This is a genomic window from Nonomuraea sp. NPDC049625 (assembly GCF_040675285.1).
In the GTDB taxonomy this organism is placed as follows: Bacteria; Actinomycetota; Actinomycetes; order Streptosporangiales; family Streptosporangiaceae; genus Nonomuraea; species Nonomuraea angiospora_A.
In genome coordinates this window covers 110,605-136,096 of the sequence record NZ_JBFAOQ010000018.1, presented here as the reverse complement: position 1 = coordinate 136,096, position 25,492 = coordinate 110,605, and the positions used below count along the sequence as shown (strand labels likewise).

General features: G+C 72.6%; 21 protein-coding genes. 8 read left to right on the top strand and 13 right to left on the bottom strand.

Annotated elements, in window-relative coordinates:
• Nucleotides 1-148 precede the first annotated feature (148 nt).
• Together AB0J87_RS51235 and AB0J87_RS51230 are read right to left on the bottom strand one after the other, a co-directional pair.
• Nucleotides 149-1,045 (bottom strand): LysR substrate-binding domain-containing protein, encoded by an 897-nt coding sequence (locus tag AB0J87_RS51235; protein ID WP_363980151.1) that lies wholly within the window; start codon nucleotides 1,043-1,045, stop codon nucleotides 149-151.
• Nucleotides 1,046-1,349: 304 nt separating this feature from the next.
• A complete protein-coding gene (locus AB0J87_RS51230; protein WP_363980148.1) occupies nucleotides 1,350-2,171 on the bottom strand; it encodes a helix-turn-helix transcriptional regulator in 822 nt (273 codons plus the stop codon).
• Between the two features lie 100 nt (nucleotides 2,172-2,271).
• Here AB0J87_RS51230 and AB0J87_RS51225 point away from each other — a divergent pair, with 100 nt between their 5' ends.
• Nucleotides 2,272-3,249, top strand: a complete 978-nt coding sequence (locus tag AB0J87_RS51225; protein WP_363980145.1) for an NmrA/HSCARG family protein — start codon at nucleotides 2,272-2,274, stop codon at nucleotides 3,247-3,249.
• Between the two features lie 16 nt (nucleotides 3,250-3,265).
• On the opposite strand, the gene AB0J87_RS51220 is transcribed toward AB0J87_RS51225, so the two are convergent.
• The gene (locus AB0J87_RS51220; protein ID WP_363980142.1) at nucleotides 3,266-3,577 is read right to left on the bottom strand and encodes a hypothetical protein; all 312 of its coding nucleotides are present in this window, start codon (nucleotides 3,575-3,577) and stop codon (nucleotides 3,266-3,268) included.
• Between the two features lie 341 nt (nucleotides 3,578-3,918).
• Here AB0J87_RS51220 and AB0J87_RS51215 point away from each other — a divergent pair, with 341 nt between their 5' ends.
• Nucleotides 3,919-4,926 (top strand): hypothetical protein, encoded by a 1,008-nt coding sequence (locus AB0J87_RS51215; RefSeq protein ID WP_363980139.1) that lies wholly within the window; start codon nucleotides 3,919-3,921, stop codon nucleotides 4,924-4,926.
• Nucleotides 4,927-5,092: 166 nt separating this feature from the next.
• Here AB0J87_RS51215 and AB0J87_RS51210 read toward each other — a convergent pair whose 3' ends face one another.
• The 3 genes from AB0J87_RS51210 to AB0J87_RS51200 all read right to left on the bottom strand — a co-directional run bounded on the left by AB0J87_RS51210 (nucleotide 5,093) and on the right by AB0J87_RS51200 (nucleotide 10,322).
• Nucleotides 5,093-6,211 (bottom strand): phosphotransferase, encoded by a 1,119-nt coding sequence (locus tag AB0J87_RS51210; RefSeq protein WP_363980136.1) that lies wholly within the window; start codon nucleotides 6,209-6,211, stop codon nucleotides 5,093-5,095.
• A gap of 13 nt (nucleotides 6,212-6,224) precedes the next feature.
• A complete protein-coding gene (locus tag AB0J87_RS51205) occupies nucleotides 6,225-8,735 on the bottom strand; it encodes a DUF6493 family protein (RefSeq protein ID WP_363980133.1) in 2,511 nt (836 codons plus the stop codon).
• A 132-nt stretch (nucleotides 8,736-8,867) separates the two neighbouring features.
• The gene (locus tag AB0J87_RS51200; RefSeq protein WP_363980130.1) at nucleotides 8,868-10,322 is read right to left on the bottom strand and encodes an MFS transporter; all 1,455 of its coding nucleotides are present in this window, start codon (nucleotides 10,320-10,322) and stop codon (nucleotides 8,868-8,870) included.
• Nucleotides 10,323-10,453: 131 nt separating this feature from the next.
• Here AB0J87_RS51200 and AB0J87_RS51195 point away from each other — a divergent pair, with 131 nt between their 5' ends.
• Entirely contained in the window at nucleotides 10,454-11,431 is a 978-nt protein-coding gene (locus AB0J87_RS51195; RefSeq protein WP_363980127.1) for an Lrp/AsnC family transcriptional regulator, read from the top strand.
• Nucleotides 11,432-11,434: 3 nt separating this feature from the next.
• Here AB0J87_RS51195 and AB0J87_RS51190 read toward each other — a convergent pair whose 3' ends face one another.
• The gene (locus AB0J87_RS51190) at nucleotides 11,435-12,010 is read right to left on the bottom strand and encodes a TetR/AcrR family transcriptional regulator (RefSeq protein WP_363980124.1); all 576 of its coding nucleotides are present in this window, start codon (nucleotides 12,008-12,010) and stop codon (nucleotides 11,435-11,437) included.
• Between the two features lie 10 nt (nucleotides 12,011-12,020).
• Nucleotides 12,021-13,001, bottom strand: a complete 981-nt coding sequence (locus tag AB0J87_RS51185) for a YafY family protein (protein WP_363980121.1) — start codon at nucleotides 12,999-13,001, stop codon at nucleotides 12,021-12,023.
• Nucleotides 13,002-13,089: 88 nt separating this feature from the next.
• Here AB0J87_RS51185 and AB0J87_RS51180 point away from each other — a divergent pair, with 88 nt between their 5' ends.
• Nucleotides 13,090-14,223: an epoxide hydrolase gene (locus AB0J87_RS51180; protein ID WP_363980118.1), complete on the top strand. Its 1,134-nt coding sequence runs from the start codon at nucleotides 13,090-13,092 to the stop codon at nucleotides 14,221-14,223.
• Nucleotides 14,224-14,266: 43 nt separating this feature from the next.
• On the opposite strand, the gene rph is transcribed toward AB0J87_RS51180, so the two are convergent.
• Both rph and AB0J87_RS51170 read right to left on the bottom strand, forming a co-directional pair.
• Nucleotides 14,267-16,921, bottom strand: coding sequence for a rifamycin-inactivating phosphotransferase (gene rph / locus AB0J87_RS51175; protein WP_363980115.1), 2,655 nt, complete (start codon nucleotides 16,919-16,921; stop codon nucleotides 14,267-14,269).
• 31 nt (nucleotides 16,922-16,952) lie between these two features.
• The gene (locus AB0J87_RS51170; RefSeq protein WP_363980112.1) at nucleotides 16,953-17,705 is read right to left on the bottom strand and encodes a TioE family transcriptional regulator; all 753 of its coding nucleotides are present in this window, start codon (nucleotides 17,703-17,705) and stop codon (nucleotides 16,953-16,955) included.
• A 42-nt stretch (nucleotides 17,706-17,747) separates the two neighbouring features.
• Here AB0J87_RS51170 and AB0J87_RS51165 point away from each other — a divergent pair, with 42 nt between their 5' ends.
• A complete protein-coding gene (locus AB0J87_RS51165; RefSeq protein ID WP_363980109.1) occupies nucleotides 17,748-18,953 on the top strand; it encodes an erythromycin esterase family protein in 1,206 nt (401 codons plus the stop codon).
• Between the two features lie 19 nt (nucleotides 18,954-18,972).
• Here the strand turns inward: AB0J87_RS51165 and AB0J87_RS51160 are convergent, their stop codons facing one another.
• Genes AB0J87_RS51160 through AB0J87_RS51150 form a run of 3 tightly spaced genes read right to left on the bottom strand, consistent with a single transcriptional unit; the run spans nucleotide 18,973 to nucleotide 22,407 of the window.
• A complete protein-coding gene (locus AB0J87_RS51160) occupies nucleotides 18,973-20,115 on the bottom strand; it encodes an FAD-dependent oxidoreductase (protein WP_363980106.1) in 1,143 nt (380 codons plus the stop codon).
• Nucleotides 20,116-20,167: 52 nt separating this feature from the next.
• Nucleotides 20,168-21,280: an ABC transporter substrate-binding protein gene (locus AB0J87_RS51155; protein ID WP_363980103.1), complete on the bottom strand. Its 1,113-nt coding sequence runs from the start codon at nucleotides 21,278-21,280 to the stop codon at nucleotides 20,168-20,170.
• Nucleotides 21,277-22,407 (bottom strand): ROK family protein, encoded by a 1,131-nt coding sequence (locus AB0J87_RS51150; RefSeq protein WP_363980100.1) that lies wholly within the window; start codon nucleotides 22,405-22,407, stop codon nucleotides 21,277-21,279. The genes AB0J87_RS51155 and AB0J87_RS51150 overlap by 4 nt, the downstream gene beginning before the upstream one ends.
• Nucleotides 22,408-22,510: 103 nt before the next feature.
• On the opposite strand from AB0J87_RS51150, the gene AB0J87_RS51145 reads away from it, so the two are divergent.
• From AB0J87_RS51145 to AB0J87_RS51135, 3 genes are read left to right on the top strand one after another with little or no spacing between them, the layout of a single operon-like run.
• Nucleotides 22,511-23,779, top strand: a complete 1,269-nt coding sequence (locus AB0J87_RS51145; protein ID WP_363980097.1) for an extracellular solute-binding protein — start codon at nucleotides 22,511-22,513, stop codon at nucleotides 23,777-23,779.
• The gene (locus tag AB0J87_RS51140) at nucleotides 23,780-24,679 is read left to right on the top strand and encodes a sugar ABC transporter permease (RefSeq protein ID WP_363980094.1); all 900 of its coding nucleotides are present in this window, start codon (nucleotides 23,780-23,782) and stop codon (nucleotides 24,677-24,679) included. It abuts the gene before it with no gap.
• Nucleotides 24,676-25,491 carry a carbohydrate ABC transporter permease gene (locus AB0J87_RS51135; protein WP_363980092.1) on the top strand — a complete coding sequence of 272 codons (816 nt, stop codon included), beginning with the start codon at nucleotides 24,676-24,678 and terminating at the stop codon, nucleotides 25,489-25,491. The genes AB0J87_RS51140 and AB0J87_RS51135 overlap by 4 nt, the downstream gene beginning before the upstream one ends.
• The last annotated feature ends 1 nt before the right edge of the window (nucleotide 25,492 follow it).

The window sequence follows — 25,492 nt, the reverse complement described above, 5'->3', positions numbered from 1 at the left end:
AGGGCGGCGTGAGTACCAGGCTGCTCTCTCGGCTGCGAGCCCCGCGGGCGGCTACCGACGGCGGAGGGCCGGTCGTCACCGCGCACCGCCCGATCGAAGCGGCGAGCGGATCACGCCTCACATCGTCGACGTCGCCGGCCGGACCCCCTTAACGCTTCTCCTGTGGTTCGCCGGTGATCCAGTTCCAGTTGGCGATCGTGGTGCGCATCAGGCGGGCGGCGGTGGACAGGTGGCTGCCGGCGCCCCAGTACAGGGTGACCGCGCGTCGGCAGTCAGGGCTGTCGATGGGGACCCAGGCGGCGGGGACCCGCGTGGAGCCGGTCCGGGCGAATGCGGGGACGAGACCGATGCCGAGCCCCGCGCTGATCAGGGCCGCGATGGCGCTGGGCTCGTCAACCTCGCAGACGATCTTCGGGGTATGGTCTCGTGCGGCGAAGAGCCGGTCCAGGAGGCGCCGTTGCCAGTGCCCTTTGCGGGCGCTGACGAAGGGCTGGCCGGTGAGCTCGTCGATGCTCACCGACGTACGGCTCGCCAGCGGATGGTCGAGCGGCGTGGCCAGACCAACCGCCTCATCGAGCAGCTGGACCGCCTCCAGGCCCTCAGCGGAAATCGGCTGGGAGGCGACGCACAGGTCAACGTCCTGGGCCCGCAGGTGACGGCCCATCTCCTCGGCCGCCATCCAGCGGAGTTCGACCTCGATGGTCGGGTGAGCTCGTTTGAAGGCCGCCAGCGGCCCGGTGAGCGTGAGGAAGGTCTCCGACGCAAGTCGTACGGTGCCCACACCCTCGCTGACGGCCTCGGCGACGGCTCGCCGCCCCGCATCCAGCTCCCCCAGGGAGCGTTCGACGTAATCGCGGAAGAGCTTGCCCGCGTCATTCAGCCGCAGCCGGCCGCTCCGGTCGAACAGCGGTGTGCGCAGCTCGCTCTCCAGCCGGGCGATGGTACGGCTCAGCGACGGCTGGGCGACGCGAAGCTCCTCGGCCGCGCCGCTGAGGTGTTCCAGCCGCGCCACCACCAGGAACTGCCTGAGCGAGTTCAACTCCATCACGTCTCCAGATACATAGCGCTCCGGCGATATCAACCATAGTCAAGATAGCCTGTGAGCCATAGTGTCTGGATCTGTTCGCACATCGAGGAGGCATGCGGCGAATGCCTCAGGATCGGTGCGACATGCCACGGGTCGGATGAGACCGAACACATCCCGATCACGGTAGCCGGACGGAGCGCAGATGTGACATTTGCGCTGCTGAGCCGCCTGGACCCGGCAGTCCGTACGTGCGGATCTGGCCGCCACCACCTCGGCCACGGCGTCCGTCCACGCTGGTGGCGCTGCTGCCCTCGCCCCGCGGTCAGGCGCTCAGCGAGTCGAGCAGCCGCAGGCGCTCGGCCGAGTCCGTCCCGGGCGCCGCGCCGAAAAAGATGATCCGCTGGCCGGGGTCGTCGGGCACGCGCATGGTCTCCTCGTTGAGCTCCAGCGGCCCGACGAGGGGATGGTTGATCCGCCGTACCGAGTAGGTGCACTCGGCGACCCGCTGGCCGCCCCAGACGCGGGTGAAGTCGGGGCTCTTGATGCTCAGCTCGCCGATCAGCTCGGCCAGCAGGGGATCGTCCGGCATGTCGCCGGTGGCCATGCGCAGGTAGGCGGCGACCTCGTCGGCGTGCGTCTCCCAGTCGGGATACAGGTCGCGCATGGCCGGGTCGAGGAACATCGTCTTGGCCAGGTTCACCCGCTGACCGGGGTTCAGGCCGTACAGCGCGTAGCCGAGCCGGTTGCCGCCGAGCAGGTCGAAGTACCTGCCGAGGATGATCGCCGCCTGGTCGGCGACCCCCTCCACCAGCGCCACCACCGACGGGCGCAGCTGCTCGGGGCCGTAGGGACGGCGCGCCACCTGCACCTGTTCGGGACGGGCGAGCCGCACCAGGTGCATGCGCTCATCGGCGGTCAGCCGGAAGGCGTTGCCCAGCGCCTCCAGCACCGAGTCCGACATCTGATGGCTCTCGCCCTGTTCCAGGCGCGTGTAGTAGTTCACGCTGATCCCGGCCAGCTGCGCCACCTCGTCGCGGCGCAGGCCCGGCACCCGGCGCGCCGTGCCGTAGGTCGGCACGCCGCCGGCCTCGGGCGTCAACGCGGCACGGCGGGCGCGAAGGAACTCCCCCAGCTGCTCTCCCATGCCCCCATTGTCGCCGCATCCGCCGGGCGCTCCCATCCCCTGGCATGGGTACCCAGGACAGGGGCAGGCGCCCGCGCGAGAACGCCGCCAAGGTGAAGGCATGACCGACAAGAAGATCATCGCTGTGGTCGGGGCCACCGGAGCGCAGGGCGGCGGACTGGTCCGGGCCATCCTCGCCGACCCCGACGGACCGTTCACCGTCCGCGCCCTCACCCGCGACACCGCCTCCCCGCAGGCCCGCGCCCTGGCCGAGCAGGGCGCCGAGGTCGTGTACGCCGACCTCGACGACGAGGACAGCGCGCACCACGCCTTCGCCGGGGCCTGGGGCGCCTACGTCGTGACCAACTTCTGGGCCCGGCGCACCCCCGAGCAGGAGGCCGCCCGCGATGCCGCCCGCATGGAGATCGACCAGGCGCACGCGGCCGCCCGCGCCGCCAGGGCCGCCGCGCTCAGGCACGTCGTGTGGTCCACGCTCGAGGACACCCGGCCGCACTTCGCCCACCTGGGCCGCCGGGTGCCGACGCTGCTCGGGGAGTACGCGGTGCCGCACTTCGACGCCAAGGCCGAGGCCAACGCCGCCTTCACCGGTCTCGGCGTGCCGACCACGTTCCTGCAGACCACCTTCTACTACGAGGCCTTCCTCCAGGGACAGGGCCCGCACCGCGACGCGAGCGGCCGCCTCGTGCTGACCCTGCCCATGGCGGGCAACCCGATGTCCATGATCGCCGCCGAGGACATCGGCCGTACCGCACTCGGCATCTTCCGGCGGGGCCCGGAGTTCGTCGGCCGCACCGTGAGCATCGCCGGGGAGCACGCCGACGGCAAGGAGCTCGCGGAGAAGTTCACCACGTTGCTCGGCGAGCCGGTGACCTACGCGCCGCTGACCTACGACCAGATGCGGGCCGCCGGATTCCCCGGCGCCGTCGAGATCGGCAACATGTTCGAGTTCTACTCCGAGGCGTCCGCCTACTTCACCGGCGTACGCGACCTCGGCCTGGTACGCGAGCTCAACCCCCGGCTGCGCTCCCTCGACGACTGGCTGAACGAGCACCGCGACGAGATCACGGCCGCCATCTGACGGCCGCGGCCTACGATCACACTCCGTCTCCGGGGACCGGACGCCCCCGGAAGATCCGCCAGATCAACCACGCCTGCAGCAGACCGGCGCCGGCCAGGACCACGGTGAGCAGCACCGGGTTCGCGATCTGAGGCGGCACCAGGTCCCATCCCCACCAGATCAGCCAGCCGAGGGGGAAGGTGACGCCGACGAGCGCGACGCCGCTCAGCAGGATCGGATCCCGCACCGTCAGCAGGATCACCACCGAGACCACGCCGAGAACCAGCACCAGAGCGGCGTAGACGACGGCGAGCACAGCCGCGACCTTGCCGTTCCTGTAACGGCGCATCCGACCACGTCCTTCACGGGAGACGACGGCGTCCACCCACGATCCTTTCACGGACGCCCGGCCACGACCCTCCTCGACGCCTCAAGCGCAGGGGCGGTGTCGCGCCCGCAGCCTCTCCCACGGCATGTCGAGGGCGAACCCGACGGCGTGGCCGAGCGCCGTCGCCTGCCCGGCCACGCCCGACCCTCGATGGCGGTGTCGTCGTCCCGTACTCCACCCGCCGTAGCCGCACCTCCCGATACCCCCCGGGGAGTATAGGGCGGTGACGTCACCGGGACGACGACACCACCACGCCCGGACCGCGATGCTCGACACCTCATCCGGAAGAAAGGCATCGCCTCATGTCATCGACCCTGGTACGGCACATCACCCCCGTCCTCCCGCACCGCGCCCGCGGCGTGGTGGCCGAGGTGTACGCGCAGGTCAACGCCGAGTTCAGCAGCATCGGACCGGCCGTGATGATGATGTCGCCCTCCCCCGAGCTCATGGCCGCGGGCTGGTCGCTCATGCGCGAGAGCCAACTGGCCGGCGACGTCCCTGCGCTGGAGAAGGCCGTCGTGGCGCTGGGCGCGGCACAGGCCAACGACCTCGACTACGACATCCAGGCGTTCCTGTCGGTGCTGCGCCTGCTGGGCGAGCCGCACCTGGCCGGGGCCATCGAACGCGGCGACCCGCCCGCCGACGCCAGGCTCGCCGCCCTGCTGGACTGGGCCGCCTCCACCGGAGTGGCCGCCCGGGAGCCGCAACGGCCCCCGTTCCCCGCCGGACCCGAAGCCGCCGAATTCCTCGGCACGCTCCTGTTCACGCACTTCGTCGACCGGGTCGCGGCCGCCATGCTGCCCGCCGGGCTGACCCCCGGCACCCTGGCCCCCGACGACGAACCGCCCTTCGACGGCGCCCCCGTCCTGCGCCCGCTCGACCAGGACCTGCGCCCCGGCGCCACGCTCCCCCTGCTGGACGGGCTGCCCACCGCGCCACCCCCGCCGTGGGCGGCCGACCACCCGATCGGCGCCGCGTACGCCGCCCTCACCGCCACCGCCGCCCAGGGCGCCGGCCTGCTCACCCCTGAGGCCGCGGACGTGACGGCCGAGGTGATCGCCGAGCACCGGGGCCGCCTGCTGCCGGTCGGCGACTGGCTCGACCGGCCGCTGGCGGGCCTGACACCGGACGAGCGGGCGGGGGCGCGGGTCGCGGTCCTCGCCGGCCTGGCGCCGCACGCCATCACCGACGAGCACGTCGCCGCCTGGCGCGCCACCGACCGCCGCTTCAGCGACCACTGCACCGTCTTCCTGCTCGCCTACGGCGCCATGACCGCCGTCACCCACATCGAAGCCGACATCACGACCTGACCCCGTACCGGACGGGCTGACCACCGCGATCATCGTCGACCAGCAGCGCCACCCCCGCCTGCGCTCCCGTACCAGGGACGGCCGCTCCGGCACGACCTGCCACACCACGCAGGCGATACCGCGGACGGCCGCCCCCACCGGGACCGCTACACCGCAGACGGTCCTCTCACCGGCGGCGCGGCACGAACGGCGGTAACCCCGCCACATCCACATCCGCGTCCGGCCACCGCCGCCGCAGCGCCTCGCCCACCCGCCAGCCCCACCCGGCCAGCCCCAGCAGCACGCCGAACGACTCCGCCACCCGGGCCGCCGCCTCCACCGTCGCCACCAGCTGAACCCGGCTGTCATCACCCGCCGCCCGCCCATCCACCTGCGACAACCGCTGCAACCGCAGCAACACGTAGGAGAAACACGCCGCCGCCAGCCCGAACCCGAACCGCCGATCATCCTCCGCCTCCGGCACCCCCACGGCCAGAGCCCGCCGATACGCCTCCCCCATCCCCCCGTCCACCGACAGCCACGCGGGACCCGGAACGTACAGGCAGACCGCGTCATGCAGCGCATGCGTGAACCCGGCGAACTCGAAATCGATCACCCGCGCGTCCGGCGCCCCCGACGCCCGCACCAGTACGTTGTTCGCCTCCGGATCCCCGTTGCTCAACGCCAGAAAAGGCCCCGGATCCCCCAGCTCCTCCAGCACCACCGCCAGCTCCCGCTCAGCACCACCGGAGACCTCCACTCCCAAGGCCGCGACCTGCAGCCGCCCCTCCTCCCGGAACCCGGCGAACCTCCCCGCGCAGTCCGCCACCCGATCGACCGCCCCCAGAGCCGCCCTGCGCGCGTAATAGACCTCCGCCCGGCCGGCGGTCACGGCGTTGAGCTCACCCCGCACCCGGGCGAACGCCGCCAGCCGCTCCCCGTGCGCCGCCGCCCCGTCCGCCCGCAGCAGGCCGTCCAGCGCCACCCGCGGCGCCAGATCCTCCAGCACCACCAGCCCCGCCGCCGGATCCGCGGCCACCACCCTCGGCGCCAGCCGCACGCCGAGATCGTCGGACAGGAACCCCAGGGCGGCCACCTCGCTCCGCAGCCGCCACGGCTCCGAGCGGTCGGGGCCGGGTGCATGGGGCCGCATCCACTTCACGATCACCGAGCCGTGCGAGCCGCTCAGCTCCGCCCGCGCGACCGCCCAGGGCTCCAGCCGCCGCCACCCGACGACGGTGGCAGGCGACAGCAGTTTCTCCACCTTGCTGACAAGGCTGTTCTCTGTGGGATCGAGGATGATCATCGGCCCGGCGCCTTTACAAAGTAGATTTCTTAGGGAGGGCGACCAGGTGCTGCAGCCGCCGCGCCTCCTGGACCAGCCTGCTCGGCCCCTTGCGGGCCGCCACCGCCGCCACGTCCGGCAGCTCGGCCCGTACGCCGGCGATCCTGGCCGCCCGAGCCCCCGCCGCCAGGAGGTCGGCCGCGCCCGCGCGGGGCCGTTCGCCCTCCTGGGGCAGCAGCCCGGGCAGGAGCCGCACGACCACCTCCCACACCGCCTCGTGCGCCCCGGCCTGCGTGGCGTCGTCGAGCACCGACACCACCCGGTTGAGCTTGAGGAACCCCTCGGCAACCAGCTTGGTGAGCGTCTCCGCCAGCGCCTGCGCCGGCACCCGGCCGCGGGCGGCCAGCGTCAGGAGGGCGTCGGTGGCCGCGGCGCGGTCGGCGGCGTTCTCGTGGCCCATGCCGCAGGCGAGCGCGTGTGCCACGGCGCTGCCGAGCGGCCCGTCGGCGTGGGCCAGGCCGACCAGCGACTGCGTCTGCGCCTCGCTGGAGTCGATGCAGATCGACATCATCCAGACCATGTGGGCGGCCACGATCTCCGGGTGCGAGGGCATGGCGAGCGGCCACCATTCGAGCGTGAACGCGTAGCCGGCCTCCGGCCGGTAGAGCGGGCGGAGCTCCTCGGGAAGATCGTCCGGCACGTCCAGCACGGGGCGCAGGGCGGGCATACCCGACAGGTAGTAGCCGTTGCGCTCGGTGCGCAGGTGGACCGTCACCCGCGGATCGGGGGCCCCGCCGTCGCGCATCCAGGCGGCGCACGTGCGGCCCGCCTCGGAGGTCAGCCGCCGCGCCCGCCGCACGCACGCGTCGGGGAGGTCGCGGGGCAGCCGCAGCAGGGCCTGGACCAGGTCGCCGGGCAGTGCCCGCGCCCCGGCGGCCTCCAGCAGCTCGAGGCGGTCGAGCAGCACCCCGGGATCGACGTGGCCGCTGCCCTCCGTGGGCGTGGCCAGCAGGACCGGGTAGCCCTCACCCTCCTCGAACGAGCGCGCGAGCTCGGCCGCGCGGCCGAAGTAGAGCCGCTTGAACCCGCCCAGGGTCGGCGGCTGCCGGATGGCATCCTTGGGCAGCGCATCCCCGGGCGCGGCGAACGCCAGGAACGCCCGGCGCACGGCATGGACCGGGTCCTCCCGGTTGTGACCGAAGAAGATCGAATCGAACGGCTCCAGCCAGGGACGTAACGCCTCGCGCAGCGCGTCGGGCGCCCGATGCGACCACTCGACCAGCCCGGCCAGCAGGCGTTCGTACGTGTGCGGGTCCACCTCGGGGACGCTCACCGCGCGTACGAGCTGGTCGGGCGAGGCGTACGGCGGCGGCAACGCCGGCCCTTGCCCCACCGCCGGCAGCGGCGTGACGATCACCTCCTCGGCGGCGATGTCACCCCCGTACGCCGCCGAGACCCGCTCCAGCAGCTCCTCGGGCAGCCCGGCCGCCGCCTGCCGCACCGCCTCCCGGCCGGCCTCCCCCGCCCGCGGGGCCAGCTTGACGACCAGCCGCACGGCCCGCTCCTGCAACGCCAGCGTGTCCTGCGCGAAGATCAGGGACATGGCGGCCAGCACGACGTCCGCGCGGCGGGCGTCACGCAGCACGGCGTCGCCCGCCCACGACAGGGCCGCGCGCAGCAGCTTCTTCTCCGGCCGGAACGCCAGCGCCTCCATCGCCTCGGCGAACAGCTCCTCCTCCAGCCGCCCCGCCTCCTCCAGCCGCCGCAGCTGCGCCAGCGCCAGGTCGGCCACCGCCACCGGCCCGGCGGGCAGCAGCCGGGTGTAGTCTCTGGCCCGCTCGGCGGACTCGTCGATGTCGAGGTCGAGCCGATCGTGCAGGACGGCCAGGGCGCTCAGCGCCGACGGCCCGTCACGCAGCAGCCGCCCCACGATGCCGTCGATGACCGGTTTGCGCTCCAGCAGGCCGTCCTCGACGAGCCGGGCGACGGTCCCCACCTGCGCGGGAAGGGCCTCGCCCAGGCCGTCGACCTCGAAGAGCCGCGGCGCGAACGCGGTGAACAGCGGATCGGTGGCCGCCGTCCCCAGGTGGAGCGCGCGTAACCAGCCCACCATGAACGCGTCGCCGTCCGGCGGCTCGATCCCGGTCTCGCGCACGAGCGCCGCGGCCACCTCCCAGTAGCGCATGTCGTTGAGGCGCAGGCGGCCGGCGATGCGGCGGGCCACGTCGGCCCGCCACTCGGCCGGCCGCTGCCGCAGCAGCAGGATCACGCGCTCGTCGTCGCTCTCGACCCACTGGAACTCGCGTCTGAACAGCCACGCCGTGACGGCCGCCGCGCCGCCCAGGCACGCCACGCCCGCCAGCCGCAACGGCCTGAGCTGGTGCCGCCAGGACCACCAATCCTCCATCCGCAGCCCCGACAGGTGGCGCGGCAGCTGCGCCGCCACCGCCTTGCGATCGTCGGCGTCCAACTCCAGGAGCAGGCGGAAGACGCGGGCCACGTCACCGCCCTTGGCCGGCTTGACCAGGCGCTCCCACGCGCTCATCCGGCCACCTCCGATGCGGACCGGAAAGAACCGGCGCATGACCACACCTCCGCTGCGTCAACCATGACGGTGACCCTAGCGATCACCCACGACAATCTCGGGCCCCGCGCGTCGACCAGCCCTTCGATGGGGTCAGAGCCTGGATCGGGTCGGCTCGCCCATGGCCGCGCGCTCCCGCTCCGGCGTGGGAGCGACGGGGGCTCTCATGAACGCCGCCGCGACGGCCGTGGCGGCCAGCAGCACGAGACCGAGCCCGAACGCCGGCACCGCCGCGGCGTTCCCGTCCGAGCCGCCGCCCAGGCCGTGCAGGAAGACGCTGCCGAGCAGCGCGATCCCCAGCGTGCCGCCGAACTGCTGGACGGCGTTGAGCAGGCCGGCCGCCGACCCGACCTGATGGGGGTGCAGACGCGCCAGGGCGGCGGTGAAGAACGGGACGGTGACCATGCCGTTCCCGGCCCCGCACACCGCCAGCGCCACGAGCAGCGGCCACGAGTACGCGCCCGCGTAGGCGGCCAGAGCCCCGAGGACCCCGGCGAACAGGACGGCGAGCCCGGCGAACATGACCCGTGACAGGCGGCGCGGCGTCATCCGCGCGCCCACGATCCCGGAGGAGATCGCCAGCCCGGCCGACCACGGGAGCAGGGTCAGCCCGGCGGTCAGGACGTCGCGGCCCAGGCCGAGCTGCACCTGCAGCACGACGACCAGCATCAGCCCGTTGGTCACCGCGAACAGCAGCGTCGAGGTCGCCAGCGCGGCCGGGAAGACCCGCTCGCCGAACAGGCTCGGCTCGACCAGGGGAGCACGCCCGCGCCGGGCCCGGCGGCGCTGGTGGAGCCCGAACGCCACCAGGACGAGGACCCCGGCGACGAGCAGGACCGCGCCCCACCCCGGCGGGACGGCGTCGCCGCCCTCGATGAGCGGGTAGACCACCAGCCCGGCGCCCAGTACCGCCAGCGCGGTCCCGGGCAGGTCCAGGCGGGGCGGCCGCGCGGCCCGGTCCTCGCGGAGCAGGGGGCCGGTGGCGAGCACGGCGACGGCGAGGGGCACGTTGACCAGGAACGCCGCCCGCCACGACGAGCCGAACAGGTCGGCGTGGGTGAGCACGGCCCCGAGCACGGGCCCGAAGATCACCGACAGACCCATGACGGGCCCGATGGTGCTCATCGCCCTGGCCAGCTCGGCTCCGGCGAACATCGAGCGGATCAACCCGATCGTCTGCGGGATGATCAAGGCGGCGGCCGTGCCCTGGAGCGCCCGCGCCCCGATCAGCACGCCCGCGCCGGGCGCCAGCGCGCAGCACAACGACGCCAGCGTGAACCCCGCGATCCCGACCAGGAACACCCGCTTGCGGCCGATCATGTCCCCCAACCGGCCACCCAGGATCAGGAACGCCGCGAACGGCAGCGTGTAGGCCGAGCTGAACCACTGGATGGCGGACTCGGAGCCGCCGAGCCCGGCGCGGATCACCGGCGCCGCGACCTGCACGATCGTCGAGTCCAGCACGTTCATCGCCTCAGCGGTCAGCAGCGCGCCCAGCACGACCCACCGCCACCGGTAGGCCACCGTCGGATCCTCCCGAACCGGCATGTCCCAGTCCCCCTCAGTCGTACGGATGACTTCCGCGACCAAGGCTGCGGCCACCGGCATCGGCGATTCCACAATGCCCGAGATGTTCGGGCAATTTTTCCACGAAGCCGGATCTCATGCATGATTTGCTCATGCTCGACGACCTGGACCGCGCTTTGATCCATGCCCTGCACATCGACGGGCGGGCGCCGTTCAGCGGCATCGCCCGGGTGCTGGGCGTGTCCACCCAGACCGTGGCCCGCCGCTACCAGCGGCTGCGCGCGAACGCCTCCCTGCGCGTCGTCGGGCTGCCCGACCCGTCCCGGGTGGGGCGCAGCCAGTGGGTGGTCCGCCTCACCACCAGCCCGGTCGCGACCCGTACCCTCGCCCAGGCCCTGGCCCGGCGGCCCGACACGTCATGGATCAAGCTGCTGTCCGGCGGCACCGAGATCTTCGCCATGGTCCACGTCCCGCACGGCGTGGACGACCCGCCCTCGATGCTGCTGCACGACCTGCCCAGGAAGGCGGGGATCACGTCGGTCTCCGCCCAGTACCTGCTCCACCCCTACCGGGGCGGGCCCACCGCGTGGCAGGGCATCGCCCAGACCCTCGACGAGGGACAGCAGCGGCAGCTCAGGCCGGCCGCGGCTGACGTGCCCGCCGCGCCGTCGGGCCGGCCGTCACTGGACCGCGCCGACCAGGCCCTGCTGGATGCCCTGCGCCATGACGGCCGGGCCGGCTACGCCGACCTCGCCAGGAGCACGGGCTGGTCCGAGGCCACGGTGGCGCGGCGCCTGGCCGACCTGCGCGCCCACGGCACGATCTTCTTCGACCTCGAGATCGACCCCGTTTCCCTCGGCGTCGCGACCCAGGCGCTGCTCTGGATGGCGATCGCGCCGGCGCACCTCGACCAGGTGGCCACCGCCCTGGCGGGCCACGACGAGCTCGCCGCCGTCGCCCACACCACCGGCCCCACCAACCTGCTGGCCCACGCGCTGTGCTCCGGCACCGATCACCTGCACCGCTACATCACCCACCGGCTGGGGGCGTTGCCCGAGATCCGCACCATCGAGACCGCCCCCGTCCTGCAGACCGTCAAGCACGCCGGACCGCTCCGGCCCGGCGTCTGACCCTCACGAGCCGGCCGCGCCGATCAGCCTGGCCGCCGCCGCCCTGGCGCGCAGCATCGCCGTACGGTCGTCGTCGACCACCACGCGCGCGTTGGCTCCGTCGATGAGCAGCAGCAACGCGTCGCCCACCTCTTCGGGCCGCGCCAGGCCCGCCTGCCCGGCCAGCGTGGCGAGCGTCCCGCGCAGCCACGACTTGTAGGCCGAGATCACCGCCCGCGCCGGGTGCCCGGGATCGGGCAGCTCGACCGCCGCGTTGGTGAACGGGCACCCGCGAAAGCCCTCGCGGCCGTGTCCCTCGGCCAGCCAGTCGAAGACCGCCAGCACCGCCTGCCCGCCCCGGACATCGCTGCCGGCCAGGTACGCGCTCAGGGCTGCCTGCCGGGCGGCGCTGCGGCGGGCGAGGACCGCAGCCACGAGGTTCTCCTTGGACCCGAACTGGGCGTACAGGGTCGGCTTGGACACCCCGGCCCGCTCCACCAGCGTGTCGACGCCGGTCGCGCGGATGCCCTCGGCGTAGAAGACCTCGGTCGCCACCTCCAGCAACCGCTGCCCGCCCGGGCTGAGCCGCCGATCCTCCATCCGCTCATACTTACAGGTCAGTAAAGCCCGCGGCAACACCGGCGGCCCGGACGGCGCGGCCGCCCACCGCCCGCAGGTACGCCTGCAGCTCCGGCGGCTCGTGCACCTCGAACTCGCAGCCGAGCATGAGCAGCCGCGCGGCCAGCCACTCCAGGGTGTCGGCGTGCCCGTGCAGCTCGCAGCTGTGCCCGTCGAGGGGCCGGACGTCGCCCGGAGCGGCGCCGAGCCGCTCGATCGCCTCCTCGGCCGGCAGGCGCAGGGTGGCCCGCACCTCGTAGGTGGGGGCGAGCGAGTAGATCTTGCGGGTGATGAAGGCGGCCGCGTCGGGCTCGGGCGGTTCGCGGGGCGCGAACCGGACGCCGGTCGGGCGCGGGGCGCTGAGCCGGTCGACGCGGAAGATCCGCCAGTCGTCGCGGTCGTTGTCGTACGCGAGCAGATACCAGCGGCGCCCGCCGGCCACCAGGCGGTAGGGCTCGACCAGCCGGCTGGACCGGCTGCCGTCGTTCGCCTGGTAGTCGAAGCGCAGGCGTTCGCGGTTGGCGGCCGTCCAGGCGAGCACCGCCAGGTTCTGCGGATCGACGCTCGGCCCGTTCGCGGCCGTCATCGACACCGTGGCGGCCCCGAGCGCGCCGACGCGCTGCCGCAGCCGCGCCGGCAGCACCTGCTCCAGCTTGGCCAGAGCGCGTACGGAGGCCTCCTCCATGCCGTCCACCGGCTGCCCGGCCGCCATGCGCAGGCCCACCGCGATGGCCACCGCCTCCTCGTCGTCCAGCAGCAGCGGCGGCATGGCCTTGCCGGCGATGAGCCGGTAGCCGCCCGCCGCCCCCATCGTCGCCTGCACCGGGTAGCCGAGCTCGCGCAGGCGGTCGATGTCGCGGCGGACCGTGCGAGGGCTGACCTCCAGCCGCTCGGCCAGCTCGCTGCCGGGCCATTCGCGCGGGGTCTGCAGCAACGACAGCAGCGCGAGCAGCCGTGCGGGGGTGTCGCTCATGACTCCAAGTATGGGCGTCATGTAGGACATGGATCGACCTAGATGGCTCCTACTGTCGGCACGTCATCGCGACCGCAGGAGGACAATCATGGGCACCGAGATCCGCCCTTTTCGCATCGACATCCCCCAGGCCGACCTGGACGACCTGAACGACCGGCTGGCCCGTACCCGGTGGTCCCGGCAGCTGCCGGGTGAGGGCTGGAGCCGCGGCGTCCCCGCCGCCCACCTCGAGGAGCTGGCCGCCTACTGGCGCGACGGCTACGACTGGCGCCGGCACGAGGCGCGGCTGAACGGGTTCCCGCAGTTCATGACGGAGATCGACGGCCAGGACATCCACTTCCTGCACGTGCGCTCCGCCGAGCCGGACGCCCTGCCGCTCATCCTCACGCACGGCTGGCCGAACTCCTTCGTGGAGTTCGCCGACCTGATCGAGCTTCTCACCGACCCCCGCGCGCACGGCGGCGACCCCGCCCAGGCGTTCCACGTCGTCGTGCCGTCGCTGCCCGGGTTCGGGTTCTCCGCGCCGCCGCGCGAGACGGGCTGGGACGTCACGCGCGTGGCGCGGATCTGGGCGGAGCTGATGCGCCGCCTCGGGTACGACCGCTACGGCGCCCAGGGCGGCGATTACGGCGCGTACGTCGCCCCGGAGGTCGCCACGACCGACCCGGAGCACGTGATCGGCGTCTACGTCATCAGCGGGCTCGGCTTCCCCACCCAGGACGACGTCCCGGAGATGACCGAGGACGAGCGGGCGGCGTTCGCGCGGCTGCAGGAGCAGGACTGGATGAACGGCGTGGACCACCATGGGCTGCTGCGCGCGGCGCCGGCGACCTTCGCCTACGGCTGGCACGACTCCCCGGTCGCGGCGCTGGCCTGGATGACGCACAAGTTCAAGGAGTTCACCGTCGCGGCCAAGACGCCGGACGAGGTGATCGACCGCGACCTCCTCCTGACGAACGTGAGCCTCTACTGGCTCACCGGAACCTTCGGCACCTCGTCCTGGCCCTACTACGAGAGCACGGGCTTCGGCTGGCCGAAGGGGCAGACGGCGGCGCCGACCGGCGTCTACAGCGGGCCGCCCGGGATCCGGCGGCTCGCCGAGCGGCACAACACCATCCTGCACTGGCCCGAGGACAACACGGCCGGACACCACTTCGTCGCCATGGAGCAGCCCGGCCGCCTCGCGGCCGACCTGCGCGCGTTCTTCGCCAAGGTCCGCTGAGCTTTCCTGGTGCGGCGCGTTCGGTGACGCGGCCGCACCGGGGTCAGAGCAGTTCGACGTAGCCCTCGGTGCCGTTGACGCGGATGAGCCGGCCGTCCTCGATGCGCCGGGTGGCGTTCTCCACGCCGACGACCGCGGGCAGGCCGTACTCCCTGGCGACCACGGCGCCGTGGGTCATCACCCCGCCAACCTCCATCACGACGCCCTTGACCGAGACGAACAGCGGCGACCAGCTCGGGTCGGTGTAGACGGTGACGAGGATGTCGCCCTCCTCGACGTCCGCCTCGTCCATGCTCAGCACGATGCGGGCGCGCCCCTCGACGACGCCCGACGACACGGCGATGCCCGCCAGCGCGCCTTCGGGCAGGGCGCCGGTGTCGTACTCGCCGGAGATCACCTCGCCCTCGGAGGTGATGACGCGCGGCGGCGTCAGCTTCCGGTCCTCCTCGAACGCCTCCCGCCGCCCGTCGACGAGCGCGGGGTCGATCCTCCCGCTCCGCACGACCTCCCTGAACTCCTCCAGCGACAGGAAGTACACGTCCTGCGGCTCCCTGATCACCCCGCGGGCGACGAGCTCGGCGGCCTCGGCCAGCAGCGCCCGCTTGTACAGCTCGTAGCGCTGGAGCAGGGCGTGCTTGGAGTACTCGCGGTAGCCGATGAAGTGGCGGATGAGGCTCATCTGCCGGGCCGCCTTCTTCGCCTTCCGCTCGCCGCCCGGCAGCGCCCTGAGGCGTTCCAGCAGGCCGGCGATGGTGCTCTCGGCCTCGGCGCGGCCGCGTTCGACCTTGCGGGCGCGCTCGCCGGGCGCGAAGTTGCGGACGTTGCTCAGCAGGAGCGGGACGAGCTGGGTGGGGTCCTCGCTCCACCGGGTCCGGGTGATGTCGATGTCACCCGAGCAGTGCATCCCGTACGTGCGCAGGTAGCCCTCAAGGGCGCGGCGGGCCTCGGGACCGCCCTCCAGGCCGTCGAGCCCGGTGAGGAGCGTGTCCCGGCCGGCGCGTTCGAGGTGCTCGACCACCGCCGGGTACGGGCGGACGGCGTCCGCGACGTCCAGCAGGTCGAGGCCCATGGCGGCCACCACGTTGTGGTCGGCGGACTGGGCGATGGCGTCGGCGGCGTTCTGCACGCCGAGCCAGGCCTTCATGCGCTTGTTGACCCAGTTCACCGCCTGGATGCCGACGAAGGCCGCCGCCACGCTGCGCGGGTCGAAGGTGAGCCGGGCCAGCACGTCGTGGTCGTCCAGGATGTACGCGAACAGCCCGTCCCCCGACTTGCCCGCGATGCCGCGGCGCAGCTCCTCGACGGTCCGCTCGTTCTCGGCGATCAGCTCGGGCACGGCCTCGGTGTCGTCCTTGCCGGACATCTTCAGATATTGGCGGGCCATCGGCAGCAGCCCGCCCTCGCCGAAGTCCAGCATCGAGGTCTTGCCGTGGGCCAGGTCGCGCACGAAGTCCTTCCTGGTCAGGACCTGGCGCAGGGCGTTGGCCATGAGGACGTCCACCTGGCCGAGGCTCTTGAGCGTGACCGCGCGCGCCCACGACGAGGACAGCTCGGGTGAGACGTCCTTGTAGAACCGGCTGCCGGACACCGTCCCCGCCGAGCGCCCCAGCCGGTCGTGCAGGAGCGCGAACAGCGACAGGCCCAGGGGCTTGAAGGCGTCGGTCATCATCTGGCGGTGGCCGTACGACATGAAGACGTGGTTCTTGCCGTCGGCCGTCCCGGGCACCGGGTAGAGGGTGGTGATCGGGCGGCTCTGCAGGATCTGGAACTCGCCGCCGGCCACGCCCCACTCGATGTCCTGCGGGCGGCCGAAGTGGCTCTCGATGCGGCGGCCGAGGCGTTCGAGGCGGAGGATCTGCTCGTCGCTCAGGGTCTGCACGTGCCGGCGCGCGGGCTCGATCTCCCGCTCCTCCGTGCCGCCGTCCGGGGACGGGCGCAGCTCGATGTCCTGGGTGACGACGTTGCGCGCGGTGATCTCGCCCGCGCGTACGCGGTAGTTGTCGGCGTTCGCCACGCCCGACACGAACGCCTCCCCGAGGCCGAACCCGGCGTCGATCGAGACCACCTTCCGGTTGCACGTCACCGGGTCGGCGGTGAACATGATGCCCGCCGCCTCGGGGAAGACCATCTGCTGCACGACCACGGACACGCGCACCGCGCGGTGCTCGAAGCCGCTCTTGATCCGGTACGCCACCGCCCGGTCGGTGAACAGCGACGCCCAGCAGCGCCGCACGCTCGCGAGCACCGCAGGGGCTCCCCTGACGTTCAGGTACGTGTCCTGCTGCCCGGCGAACGAGCTGGACGGCAGGTCCTCGGCGGTGGCGCTGGAGCGCACCGCGCAGGGCACGTCGCCGAGCTCCCCGAGGCGGCGCAGGATGTCGTCCTCGATCTCGGCCGGTACGGGCAGCGTCTCCACGGCCTCCCGGAGACGGGCGGACGCCTCGGCGATCCCGGCACGGTCGTCCGCGCGCAGCCCGGAGAGCCCGTCGATCAGCGCGGCGATCGTCGCGTCCGACTCGACGACCGCGCGGTAGGCCTCGGTGGTGACGCAGAAGCCCGGCGGCACCCGCACCCCCTCGACGGCGGACAGCTCGCCGAGGTTGGCCCCCTTGCCGCCGACCAGGGGGAGAAGCGTCTTGTCGATGTCGTGGAAGCCGAGCACGTAGGCACCCATGGCGTGTTCCCGTCTGCCTGTCATGGCCAATTAGGATACAGAGCTGACCTGTATCTTAATCCTCCGCGACCGCGGCGGGACCTCCGGGGTGACCCAGGTACGCGTCGAGCCCGGCGGCGCCGGTCAGCATGGCGCGGCCACGGGCCGTCAGCCGGGTCCGCCAGTCGCGCAGGGTCGCCTCCAGGGGCGCGATCCCCCCGGCGGAGCGCACCTGGGCGAGCAGCGGGGCGATCTGCTCGAGCAGGTAGCCGCCGCGCCTGAGCTGGTGGGCCAGCCGGGCGTCGCGCACGTCGGCGGCCGTGTAGACGCGGTAGCCGGTTTGAGGGTCGCGGCTCGGGTTGACCAGCCCGGCGCGCTCCCACTTGCGCAGCGTCGCGGGCCTGATGCCGAGCCTCCTGGCCAGCGGGCCGATGAAGGTGACGCCGCCGGGCCCGGGCCGCTCCACCGGCGCCGGCGCTCCGGGCCTCTCCTCCGCCGTCAGGTCGCGCAGCGCCCGCTCCACGGCCTGCAGCGTCCGGCGGTCGTCGAGCAGCTGCGCGTGGCTCTCGTCGATGAGCCGCAGGGCCTCCTCGACCGCGCCTCCGTTCACCTCCCGCATGATCGAGGTGGCCGTCTGGTGGCCGTGGCCGGGGATGAGGGCGAGGAAGGCGCGCAGGGCCTCCCGGTGGACGGGGGTATAGGTGCGGTAGCCGTGGGGAGTGCGCGCGGCCGGCGGGAGGATGCCCGCCTCTTCGTAGTTGCGGATCGCCTGCGTGGACAGGCCGTGCTCGCGCGCCAGATCCACGGGCCGGAGTCGCTCGCGGGGCATGGGCAAAGTTTACACAGAAGGTTCAACGATACGGTTGAAGGCATGGAATCCGCGATCCTTGACTCCGGCTGGTCCTTCGAGGGCGCCGCGATCACGAAGCTGCTCAGGTCGTTCCCGGCCCCGCCGCGCCTGCTCGGCCTCGGCGAGCCCACGCACGGCGAGGAGGCGTTCCTCCGGCAGCGCAACGAGGCCTTCCGCCACCTCGTGGAGCACGAGGGCCATCGGTCGATCGCGATCGAGAGCGACTGCCTCGCGGCGCTGGTCGTGGACGCGTACGTCACGGAGGGTGTGGGGACGCTCGACGACGTCATGCGGCGCGGCTTCAGTCACGGGCTCGGCGGCTCGGCCGCCGACCGGGAGCTCGTGAGCTGGATGCGGGAGCACAACCGGCACCGGCCCGCGGCCGAGCGGATCCGCTTCTTCGGCTTCGACGGGCCGCTCGAGCTGGCCGGGCCCGGCAGCCCCCGTCCGGCCCTCGCCGGGCTGCACGGCTATCTCGCCGCCCACCTCGACGTGCCGTCCTTCGACGCCGTCGACCGGCTGCTCGGCGCCGACTCCCGGTGGACGAACCCCGCCGCAACCATGGACCCCGCGCAGTCCGTCGGCCGCTCGCCCGACGCCGTCGAGCTGCGCCTCATGGCGGACGACCTCGTGGCCCTGCTCACGGCGGAGTCACCGCGCCTGATCGCCGCGACCTCGCGGGAGGCGTGGTGGCGGGCCTGCCTGTTCGGGCGTACGGCCACGGGCCTGCTCCGCTACCACGCGGGGATGGCGGACACGTCGCCGGCCAGGGTCATGCGCCTCATGGGGCTGCGGGACACGATGATGGCCGAGAACCTCCTGGCGATCGCACTCCGCTACGGCCCGACGCTGGTTTACGCCCACAACCGGCACCTCCAGCGGGACAGGAGCGTCTGGCAGACGGCGGGCTGGCAGGGCGGCGACCTGCTGCTGGAGTGGTGGAGCGCCGGCTCGATCGTCGCGGCGCAGCTGGGCGACGCGTACGCCTTCATCGCCTCGACCATGGGCGGCGCGGCGACCCCGCCGGACACCCTGGAAGGCGTCCTGCACGCCGCACTGCCGCACGGCGGTTACCTCATCGCCTCCGAACGCCTGGCCGGGGCGCTGGAGGGCATCGAGCTGGCTCCCCAGACCGACACGAGCTCCGGCTACTTCGCCCTGGACCCCGGCCAGGTGCACACGACCGACGGCATCCTCTTTCTCAAGAACATCCCGCCGGCCGGGTGACCACGCCTTTCCGGGGACCCTACTGCTGTCCCGGCCGCCGTGCCGGGGCAGGGGCGGGCCCGGCGGTGCCGTCGGCGAAGCGGGACGGCCGGAACGGCGCCAGCAGCGGCGACTCCTCGCCGTACACCTCCCCCGCCACCTCCCCCATGAGCAGCGGCGCCAGCGTGACCCCGCTGTGCGTGGCCACCGTGTACACGCGCCGCTCCGCGTCCGCGAAACCCGCCACCGTGAGCCCGTCGCCCGGCATCGCCCGCCGGCCGACCACCGCCCGCTCCACCGTGGCCCCGTCCACGGCCCGCAGCACGCGCGCCATCAGGGCCAGGATCGAGTCCTGGACGTCGCCGGGCACCGGGACCGCCGGGTCCGCCCGCCCGTCCAGCGGCAGCGACTGCAGCAGCAGCCGCCCGCCCCCGTCCGGCCGCAGGTTGAGCCCGTCGGAGTGGAGCACGCGGGACAGGCGGGCGGGCACCGGGGTCGTGGTGACGAGGAAACCGTTGGTGATCGCGCCGGACACCGCCGGGTCGAGCATGGGCACCTCGGCCCCGGCCAGCGCCGCCACCCCCTGCGTCCAGCGACCGGCGCAGGTGACCACCACGTCGCCGTCGAAGGCCCGCCCGTCGGCCGCCGTCACCGTGACGCCCGACGACGAGGTCTCGATCGCGGTCACCTCGGCCCCGCACGCGAGCGCGGCCCCGGCGTCGCGGGCCTCGCCGAGCAGGCTCCCGAGCAGGCGCAGCGGGTGCACGTGCGCCTCCTCGGGGAAGAACACGTACTCGGTGCCGGGAGGCGGAGGCACCAGGTCGGGCTCCAGGGTCAAGGCGCGCGCGGCGGTGATCCGCTCGACCGGGTAGCCCATGCCGGTCAGCCGCTGTACGCGGGCCTCCAGGCGTTCCTTGTGCTCGTCGGAGACCGCGCACTCGAGGTTGCCCGTGGGGAAGAACCAGTCGCCGGAGAGCCGGTGGTGCGCCCGGACGGCGGCGTGGTTGAGGTCGAAGTACTCCTTGGGCGTCTTGTCGTTGGCATTGACCCACGCCAGGGACGTGGAGGTCGTACCGGATCCCGGAGTACGCGCCTCCAGGACGGTGACCTGCGCGCCGCGCCGGGTGAGTCCCGCCGCGACCGCCGCTCCGACCACCCCCGCACCGATGACGACGATTCGCACGCTGACTCCTTCCGCTTCCGCTCAGAGGTCGATTGTGACCGTCTGTACTCTCTCAGCCGGCGTGAAGGACCCGAAAGCGATCCGGTTCCGCCGGATCTCTATCAACGACCTGGACCGGCGTCCAGGCCCATTGCCAGACGCTGATGCCCGGCGTGCGGGAGAACCGGATCTGCCCGCGGGTGCCTTCGACCGCGACGTGCGGCCAGGATCCGGCGGTGCGCGCCCGGTCCGCGCCGTACGTACGCAGCGTCTCGGCCAGGACCGTGATGGTGTCGTAGCCCTCGAAGGCGACGAAGGAGGGCACTTCGGCCAGCCGCTCGCGCAGGGCCGTCTCGACTCGCGTACCGAGTGGGCCGAGGCGCTCGGGCAGGTAGCGCAGGAACGGGATCGCGGCGCCGTCGCCGCCCAGCGACCTCGCCCATCCGGCGAACTCCGGTTGCCCGGCAGGAGCACCGATCATGATCTCGGCGAGGCGCCGGTCGCGGCGGACGGACTTGACGATCGGCACCGCCGGCTCCGGGTGGCCGACCAGAAGAAGGAGGGCGGTCGCGCGATTGCCGGCGAGTTCGTCGCACACGGCCGCGGGGGTGAGCGCGCGCATGTCGAGCTCGATGACGGTGCCGCCGCGTGGAGCGAGGTGGTCCCGCAGGATGCGGGTCCCGGATGCCCAGTAGACGCTCGGGTCGGCTGCTACGGCGATGCGGCTGTGGCCGGCGCCGAGGAGGAAGTCCGCGTAGATCTGCCAGCCGTGGGACTGCGCCGGGGCCAGGCGCGCGACCCATCGCGTCGGCTGTTCGGTGAGGGCGTCGAGAACCGCCGACGAGCAGAGGAACGGCAGGCCGAGGGCGTCGGCCCGGGCGGCGGCGGCGCGCGCGACGACGCTGTGATACTCCCCCGCCAAGGCGGCCACGCCCAGGCCGGCGAGTTCGTCCACGGACGCCGCGGCCTTCTGCGGATCAGCCGCGGTGTCTCGGACCACCAGCTCGAGCGGTCTTCCGGCGATCCCGCCGTCGTCGTTGACCTCGCGAACGGCCAGCTCGAGTCCGGCGAGCAAGTGCCGGCCCGCCTCGACCCAGCCCGGCCGGGTCAGCGGAACGAGAGCGCCGATCTGGACGGGTGATCCGTCGGTCCGCTCCGCTCCAGGTGACGATGGGCCGCCGGTCATGCGGGGCCCACGCCGAACATCGCGTGCTCGGCGTGGTCGAGCGCCAGCCGTACCGCCCCGAGCGCGACGGACTCGCCGCCCAGCTCCGAGCTCTCCACGCGTACGGGGAACAGGCAGAGCTCGGCGAGTTCCTCGCGCAGGGGCGCGGCCAGCAGCTCACCCGCGCCCGACAGGCCGCCGCCCAGGACGACCAGTTCCGGGTCCATCGTGAGCACGGCGGCGCCGACGCCCTTGGCCAGGTCGCGGGCGAAGGCGCGGACGATGGCCGCGGCCTCCGCGTCGCCCTCCCGCACGGCCTCGAACACCCGCTTGGCCGCCTCCCCGGAGGGGGCGTCCCCGCCGTAGGCGAGGAATCGGTCGAACGCGGTGTACCACCCGAAGGCGCGCATGACGCCGATCTCCCCCGCCGCGCCGTTGCGGCCCGCGTGCAGCTTGCCTCCGATGAGCAGGCCCGCCGCGACGCTACGCCCGGCCAGCAGGCAGATCACGTCCTTCGCCCCGACGGCGGCGCCGCACCAGTGCTCGGCCAGCGCGGCCAGGTTGGTGTCGTTGCCCACCAGGACCGGGCCGTCCGCGAGGCCGTCAAGCGCGGCGGGCAGGTCGACGCCCGCCCAGCCGGGCAGCCGGTCGCTGATCAGTATCCGGCCGTCGGCGGGGTCGACCACGCCCGTCGTGGCCACTCCCAGCGCGCGTACCTGGCCGGGCTCGACGCCGACCGCGCGGAGCGTCCTGCGCACCACCGACCTGGCCGCGGCGATCCTGTCGGCGGTGCCGGTCTCGGGGGTGACGACCGTGCGCCTGCGGTCGACGATGCGCCCCTTGAGGTCGGCGGTGAGCGCCAGGACCTTGTGCGGGCCGATGTCGAGGCCGACGACGTGGCCGGCCTCCGCGCGGAAGCGGTAGCGCTTGGCCGGCCGGCCGACCGGGCGCGGATCCCCGACCTTGATGCCGACCTCCTCGACGAGCTCGTCGAGCCCGGCGATGACGTCCTCGACGGTCGCCCGGGAGATGGAGGTGGTCTTCACGAGCTGCGTCAGGGTCAGCTCGTCCGCGGCGTGCAGCGTGCGCAGCACGGCGGCGGCGTTGAGGCGGCGCAGGAGCGCCGGATCCTGTCCGGTCAAGGTCACGATCCGATGGTAGGGCATTGCGAATTATTTGAGGAACTACTAAAAATAAGACCCACCCGCGGCGCGGTGCCGCCGGTCGGCCACCCCCTAGAGAGGACCCCAGGTGAACAAGGCCATCGTGCTGGCCACCGCTGCCCTGACACTCGCCGCATGCGCGCCGGCAGGGTCACAGCAGCCAGTGGCGAACGGCAAGAAGGAGATCTCCTTCCTGGTGTTCGAGACGCCCAACCTGACGCCGGAGTACTGGGACGCGGCCATCAAGCGCGTCACCGACAAGCACCCCGACATCGCGGTGAAGAAGCTCGTGGCGCCGAGCGCGGGCGAGCGCAACGCCTACGCCAAGCAACTGCTCGCCTCGGATCAGCTGCCCGACGTCATGCAGGCCATCGCGCCCAGCGGGCTCGCGGAGAGCGGCAACCTGTACGCCTGGAGCGAGGAGGAGCTGAAGAACTACGCCCACCCGCGCTCCAACCCGCTGGGCGGCAAGATCTACCAGCTCCCCTACAACTCCCAGCCGACCCCGCTGGTCTACTACAACAAGAAGCTCTTCGCCGAGGCCGGCGTCGACGCGCCGCCGAAGACCTACGCGGAGCTGCTCGACGTCTCGGCCAGGCTCAAGGCCAAGGGAATCAACCCGTTCGTGGTGGGCGGCGGCGGCAAGGACGCGTTCGCGGCCGGCTACATCTGGATCGCGCTCGTCGGCGCCGACGTCTACGCCCGGCAGCCGGACTTCCTGGTCAAGCGGCGCGCCGGGCAGGTCAGGTTCGGCGACCCGGCCTTCGTCAAGGCGACCCAGAAGTTCGCCGACCTGGTCGGGAAGGGGTACGTCGACAAGGCCGGGCTGTCGCGCGACTACCCGTCGACCGAGAAGGCGTTCCTGGACGGCAAGGGCGCCATGTACCCGATGGGGTCCTGGTTCGCCGCCGCAGCCGACGCAGGCAAGCCGCCGTTCGAGATCGGCGTCTTCGCCTGGCCCACCGACGACGGCCAGGTGGTGGTGCCCTTGTACACGGGCGGCGGCCCCATCGTGAACGCCAGATCCAAGAACCTCGAGGCGGCCAGGACGTTCGCGCTGGAGTTCAATCAGGACGCCGCCAACAACGACGTGCTCGTCAGGAGCGACGCGGCCATCATCGCGATCAACGGCTATCGGCCGCCGCCGATGGGCCCGGTCTACAACGCCACGCTCGAGGTGTTCAAGGCGGGCAGGGCGGTCAACGCCTTCACGGTCGAGACCGGCGACGACTCGCTGCTGCCGGGCATGGGCGACAAGGTGTTCGCGCTGGCCCAGGAGATCATCGCGGGCAAGACCGACGGCGCCGCGGCGGCGAAGGCGCTGGACGCGGAGTGGGTCAAGGCGGGCGGCCGGTAGATGTTCCTCGACAAGCGGGCCGCCGCGCGCACCGCGGCCGTCCCCTGGCAGCGGCTGACGTACCTGCTGAGCTTCGTCGCCCCGGGCGTGCTGGTCTACGCCTGCTTCGTGCTCGCGCCGATCCTGCTCAGCTTCGGCTACAGCCTCACCGACGCCAGCCTGTTCGCCACGCGGACGCGCTTCGTCGGGCCGGACAACTACCTGCGCCTGCTGGCCGACCCGTCCTTCCTGACCTCGTTGAAGGTGACCACGATCCTGACGCTGATCATCGTGATCGTGCCCAACGTGGCCGGCGTCGGCGTGGCCGTGCTGCTCGACCGCGCCGGCTGGCTCTACCGGGCGCTGCGCAGCGTCTTCTTCGTCCCCGTCGTGCTGAGCTCGGTGGTGGTGAGCGTGGTGTGGATGGCCATGCTGCAGGACGAGGGCCTGGTCAACCGGCTGCTCGGGGTCCGCGTCGGCTGGCTGTCGGACCCCGACCTGGCGCTGTACTCCATCGGCTTCATCATCAGCTGGCAGATGCTCGGCTTCTGCTCGGTGGTCTACCTGGCCGCGCTGCAGGGCGTGCCCCAGTCGCTGCACGAGGCGGCGGCCATCGACGGCGCGGGCTCCTGGACGCGCTTCCGCAAGGTCACCTGGCCGCTCCTGGCGCCCGCGCTGACCACGAACACGGTGATGCTGCTGATCACCGGGTTCAAGGCGTACGACCACATCCAGGTGCTGACGGCGGGCGGTCCGGGGCTGGGCACCACGGCGACCGTGGCCTTCGACGTCATCCAGGTCGGCTTCACCGCCAACCGCACGGGCGAGTCCTCGGCGATGGCGATCCTCATGCTCGTGATCGTCGCGACGGTCTCCGCCGTCGCGCTGCGCCTGCTCAACCGCAGGGAGGTGGACCTGTGAGGTGGCTGCGCCCGCTGGTCTCGACCGTGGTGGCCGGCGCGTTCTTCCTGCCGCTCTACCTGGTCGTGGCCAACGTCTTCAAGCACGGGCCGGACATCACCGCCTCCCCGGCGGCGCCGCCGATCCCGCCGACGCTGGACAACCTCACGCAGGCGCTGACGCGCCCCGACCACCTGTTCTGGAACGGGCTGATCAACAGCGTCTCCGTGACCCTGCTGTCGATCGTGATCCTCACGGTCGTGTCGGCCATGCTGGGCCACTACATCTGCCGCACCCCGTCGCGCTTCGCGCGGATCACGCTGCTGGTGCTGCTGGCCGGGCTGATGATCCCGCCGCAGGTGATCCTGGTCCCGGTCACGCAGGTGCTCAACCTGACCGGCCTGATGGGCACGATCAGCGGGCTGGTGCTGTTCAACGTCGGGTACTACGTGCCGTTCGGGGTGTTCGTCTTCTCCGGTTTCATCCGGGCCATCCCGGTCGAGCTGGAGCAGGCCGCCTCGATCGACGGGGCGGGCCCGTTCGGCACGTTCTGGCGGGTGGTCTTCCCGCTGCTGCGCCCGGCCACGGCCAGCGTGCTGATCTTCCTGGGCGTGTGGATCTGGAACGACTTCCTCAACCCGCTCATCATCCTCGGCCCGGCCGGCGGCACCACGGTCACCGTGGGCGTCTACCGCGCGCTCGGCCAGTTCCAGCGGGACTACGGCGACATGTTCGGCCTGATGGTGCTGTCGGCCCTGCCCATCCTCATCTTCTACTTCGCGCTGCAGAAGCACTTCGTCAAGGGACTCACCGGGGGAGCGGTCAAAGGATGAT

Bases quoted from the DNA above. Each gene is read 5' to 3' on its own strand.
- AB0J87_RS51235 (WP_363980151.1), bottom strand. From the start codon at position 1,045: ATGGAGTTGAACTCGCTCAGGCAGTTCCTGGTGGTGGCGCGGCTGGAA.
- AB0J87_RS51230 (WP_363980148.1), bottom strand. From the start codon at position 2,171: ATGGGAGAGCAGCTGGGGGAGTTCCTTCGCGCCCGCCGTGCCGCGTTG.
- AB0J87_RS51225 (WP_363980145.1), top strand. From the start codon at position 2,272: ATGACCGACAAGAAGATCATCGCTGTGGTCGGGGCCACCGGAGCGCAG.
- AB0J87_RS51220 (WP_363980142.1), bottom strand. From the start codon at position 3,577: ATGCGCCGTTACAGGAACGGCAAGGTCGCGGCTGTGCTCGCCGTCGTC.
- AB0J87_RS51215 (WP_363980139.1), top strand. From the start codon at position 3,919: ATGTCATCGACCCTGGTACGGCACATCACCCCCGTCCTCCCGCACCGC.
- AB0J87_RS51210 (WP_363980136.1), bottom strand. From the start codon at position 6,211: ATGATCATCCTCGATCCCACAGAGAACAGCCTTGTCAGCAAGGTGGAG.
- AB0J87_RS51205 (WP_363980133.1), bottom strand. From the start codon at position 8,735: ATGAGCGCGTGGGAGCGCCTGGTCAAGCCGGCCAAGGGCGGTGACGTG.
- AB0J87_RS51200 (WP_363980130.1), bottom strand. From the start codon at position 10,322: ATGCCGGTTCGGGAGGATCCGACGGTGGCCTACCGGTGGCGGTGGGTC.
- AB0J87_RS51195 (WP_363980127.1), top strand. From the start codon at position 10,454: ATGCTCGACGACCTGGACCGCGCTTTGATCCATGCCCTGCACATCGAC.
- AB0J87_RS51190 (WP_363980124.1), bottom strand. From the start codon at position 12,010: ATGGAGGATCGGCGGCTCAGCCCGGGCGGGCAGCGGTTGCTGGAGGTG.
- AB0J87_RS51185 (WP_363980121.1), bottom strand. From the start codon at position 13,001: ATGAGCGACACCCCCGCACGGCTGCTCGCGCTGCTGTCGTTGCTGCAG.
- AB0J87_RS51180 (WP_363980118.1), top strand. From the start codon at position 13,090: ATGGGCACCGAGATCCGCCCTTTTCGCATCGACATCCCCCAGGCCGAC.
- rph (WP_363980115.1), bottom strand. From the start codon at position 16,921: ATGACAGGCAGACGGGAACACGCCATGGGTGCCTACGTGCTCGGCTTC.
- AB0J87_RS51170 (WP_363980112.1), bottom strand. From the start codon at position 17,705: ATGCCCCGCGAGCGACTCCGGCCCGTGGATCTGGCGCGCGAGCACGGC.
- AB0J87_RS51165 (WP_363980109.1), top strand. From the start codon at position 17,748: ATGGAATCCGCGATCCTTGACTCCGGCTGGTCCTTCGAGGGCGCCGCG.
- AB0J87_RS51155 (WP_363980103.1), bottom strand. From the start codon at position 21,280: ATGACCGGCGGCCCATCGTCACCTGGAGCGGAGCGGACCGACGGATCA.
- AB0J87_RS51140 (WP_363980094.1), top strand. From the start codon at position 23,780: ATGTTCCTCGACAAGCGGGCCGCCGCGCGCACCGCGGCCGTCCCCTGG.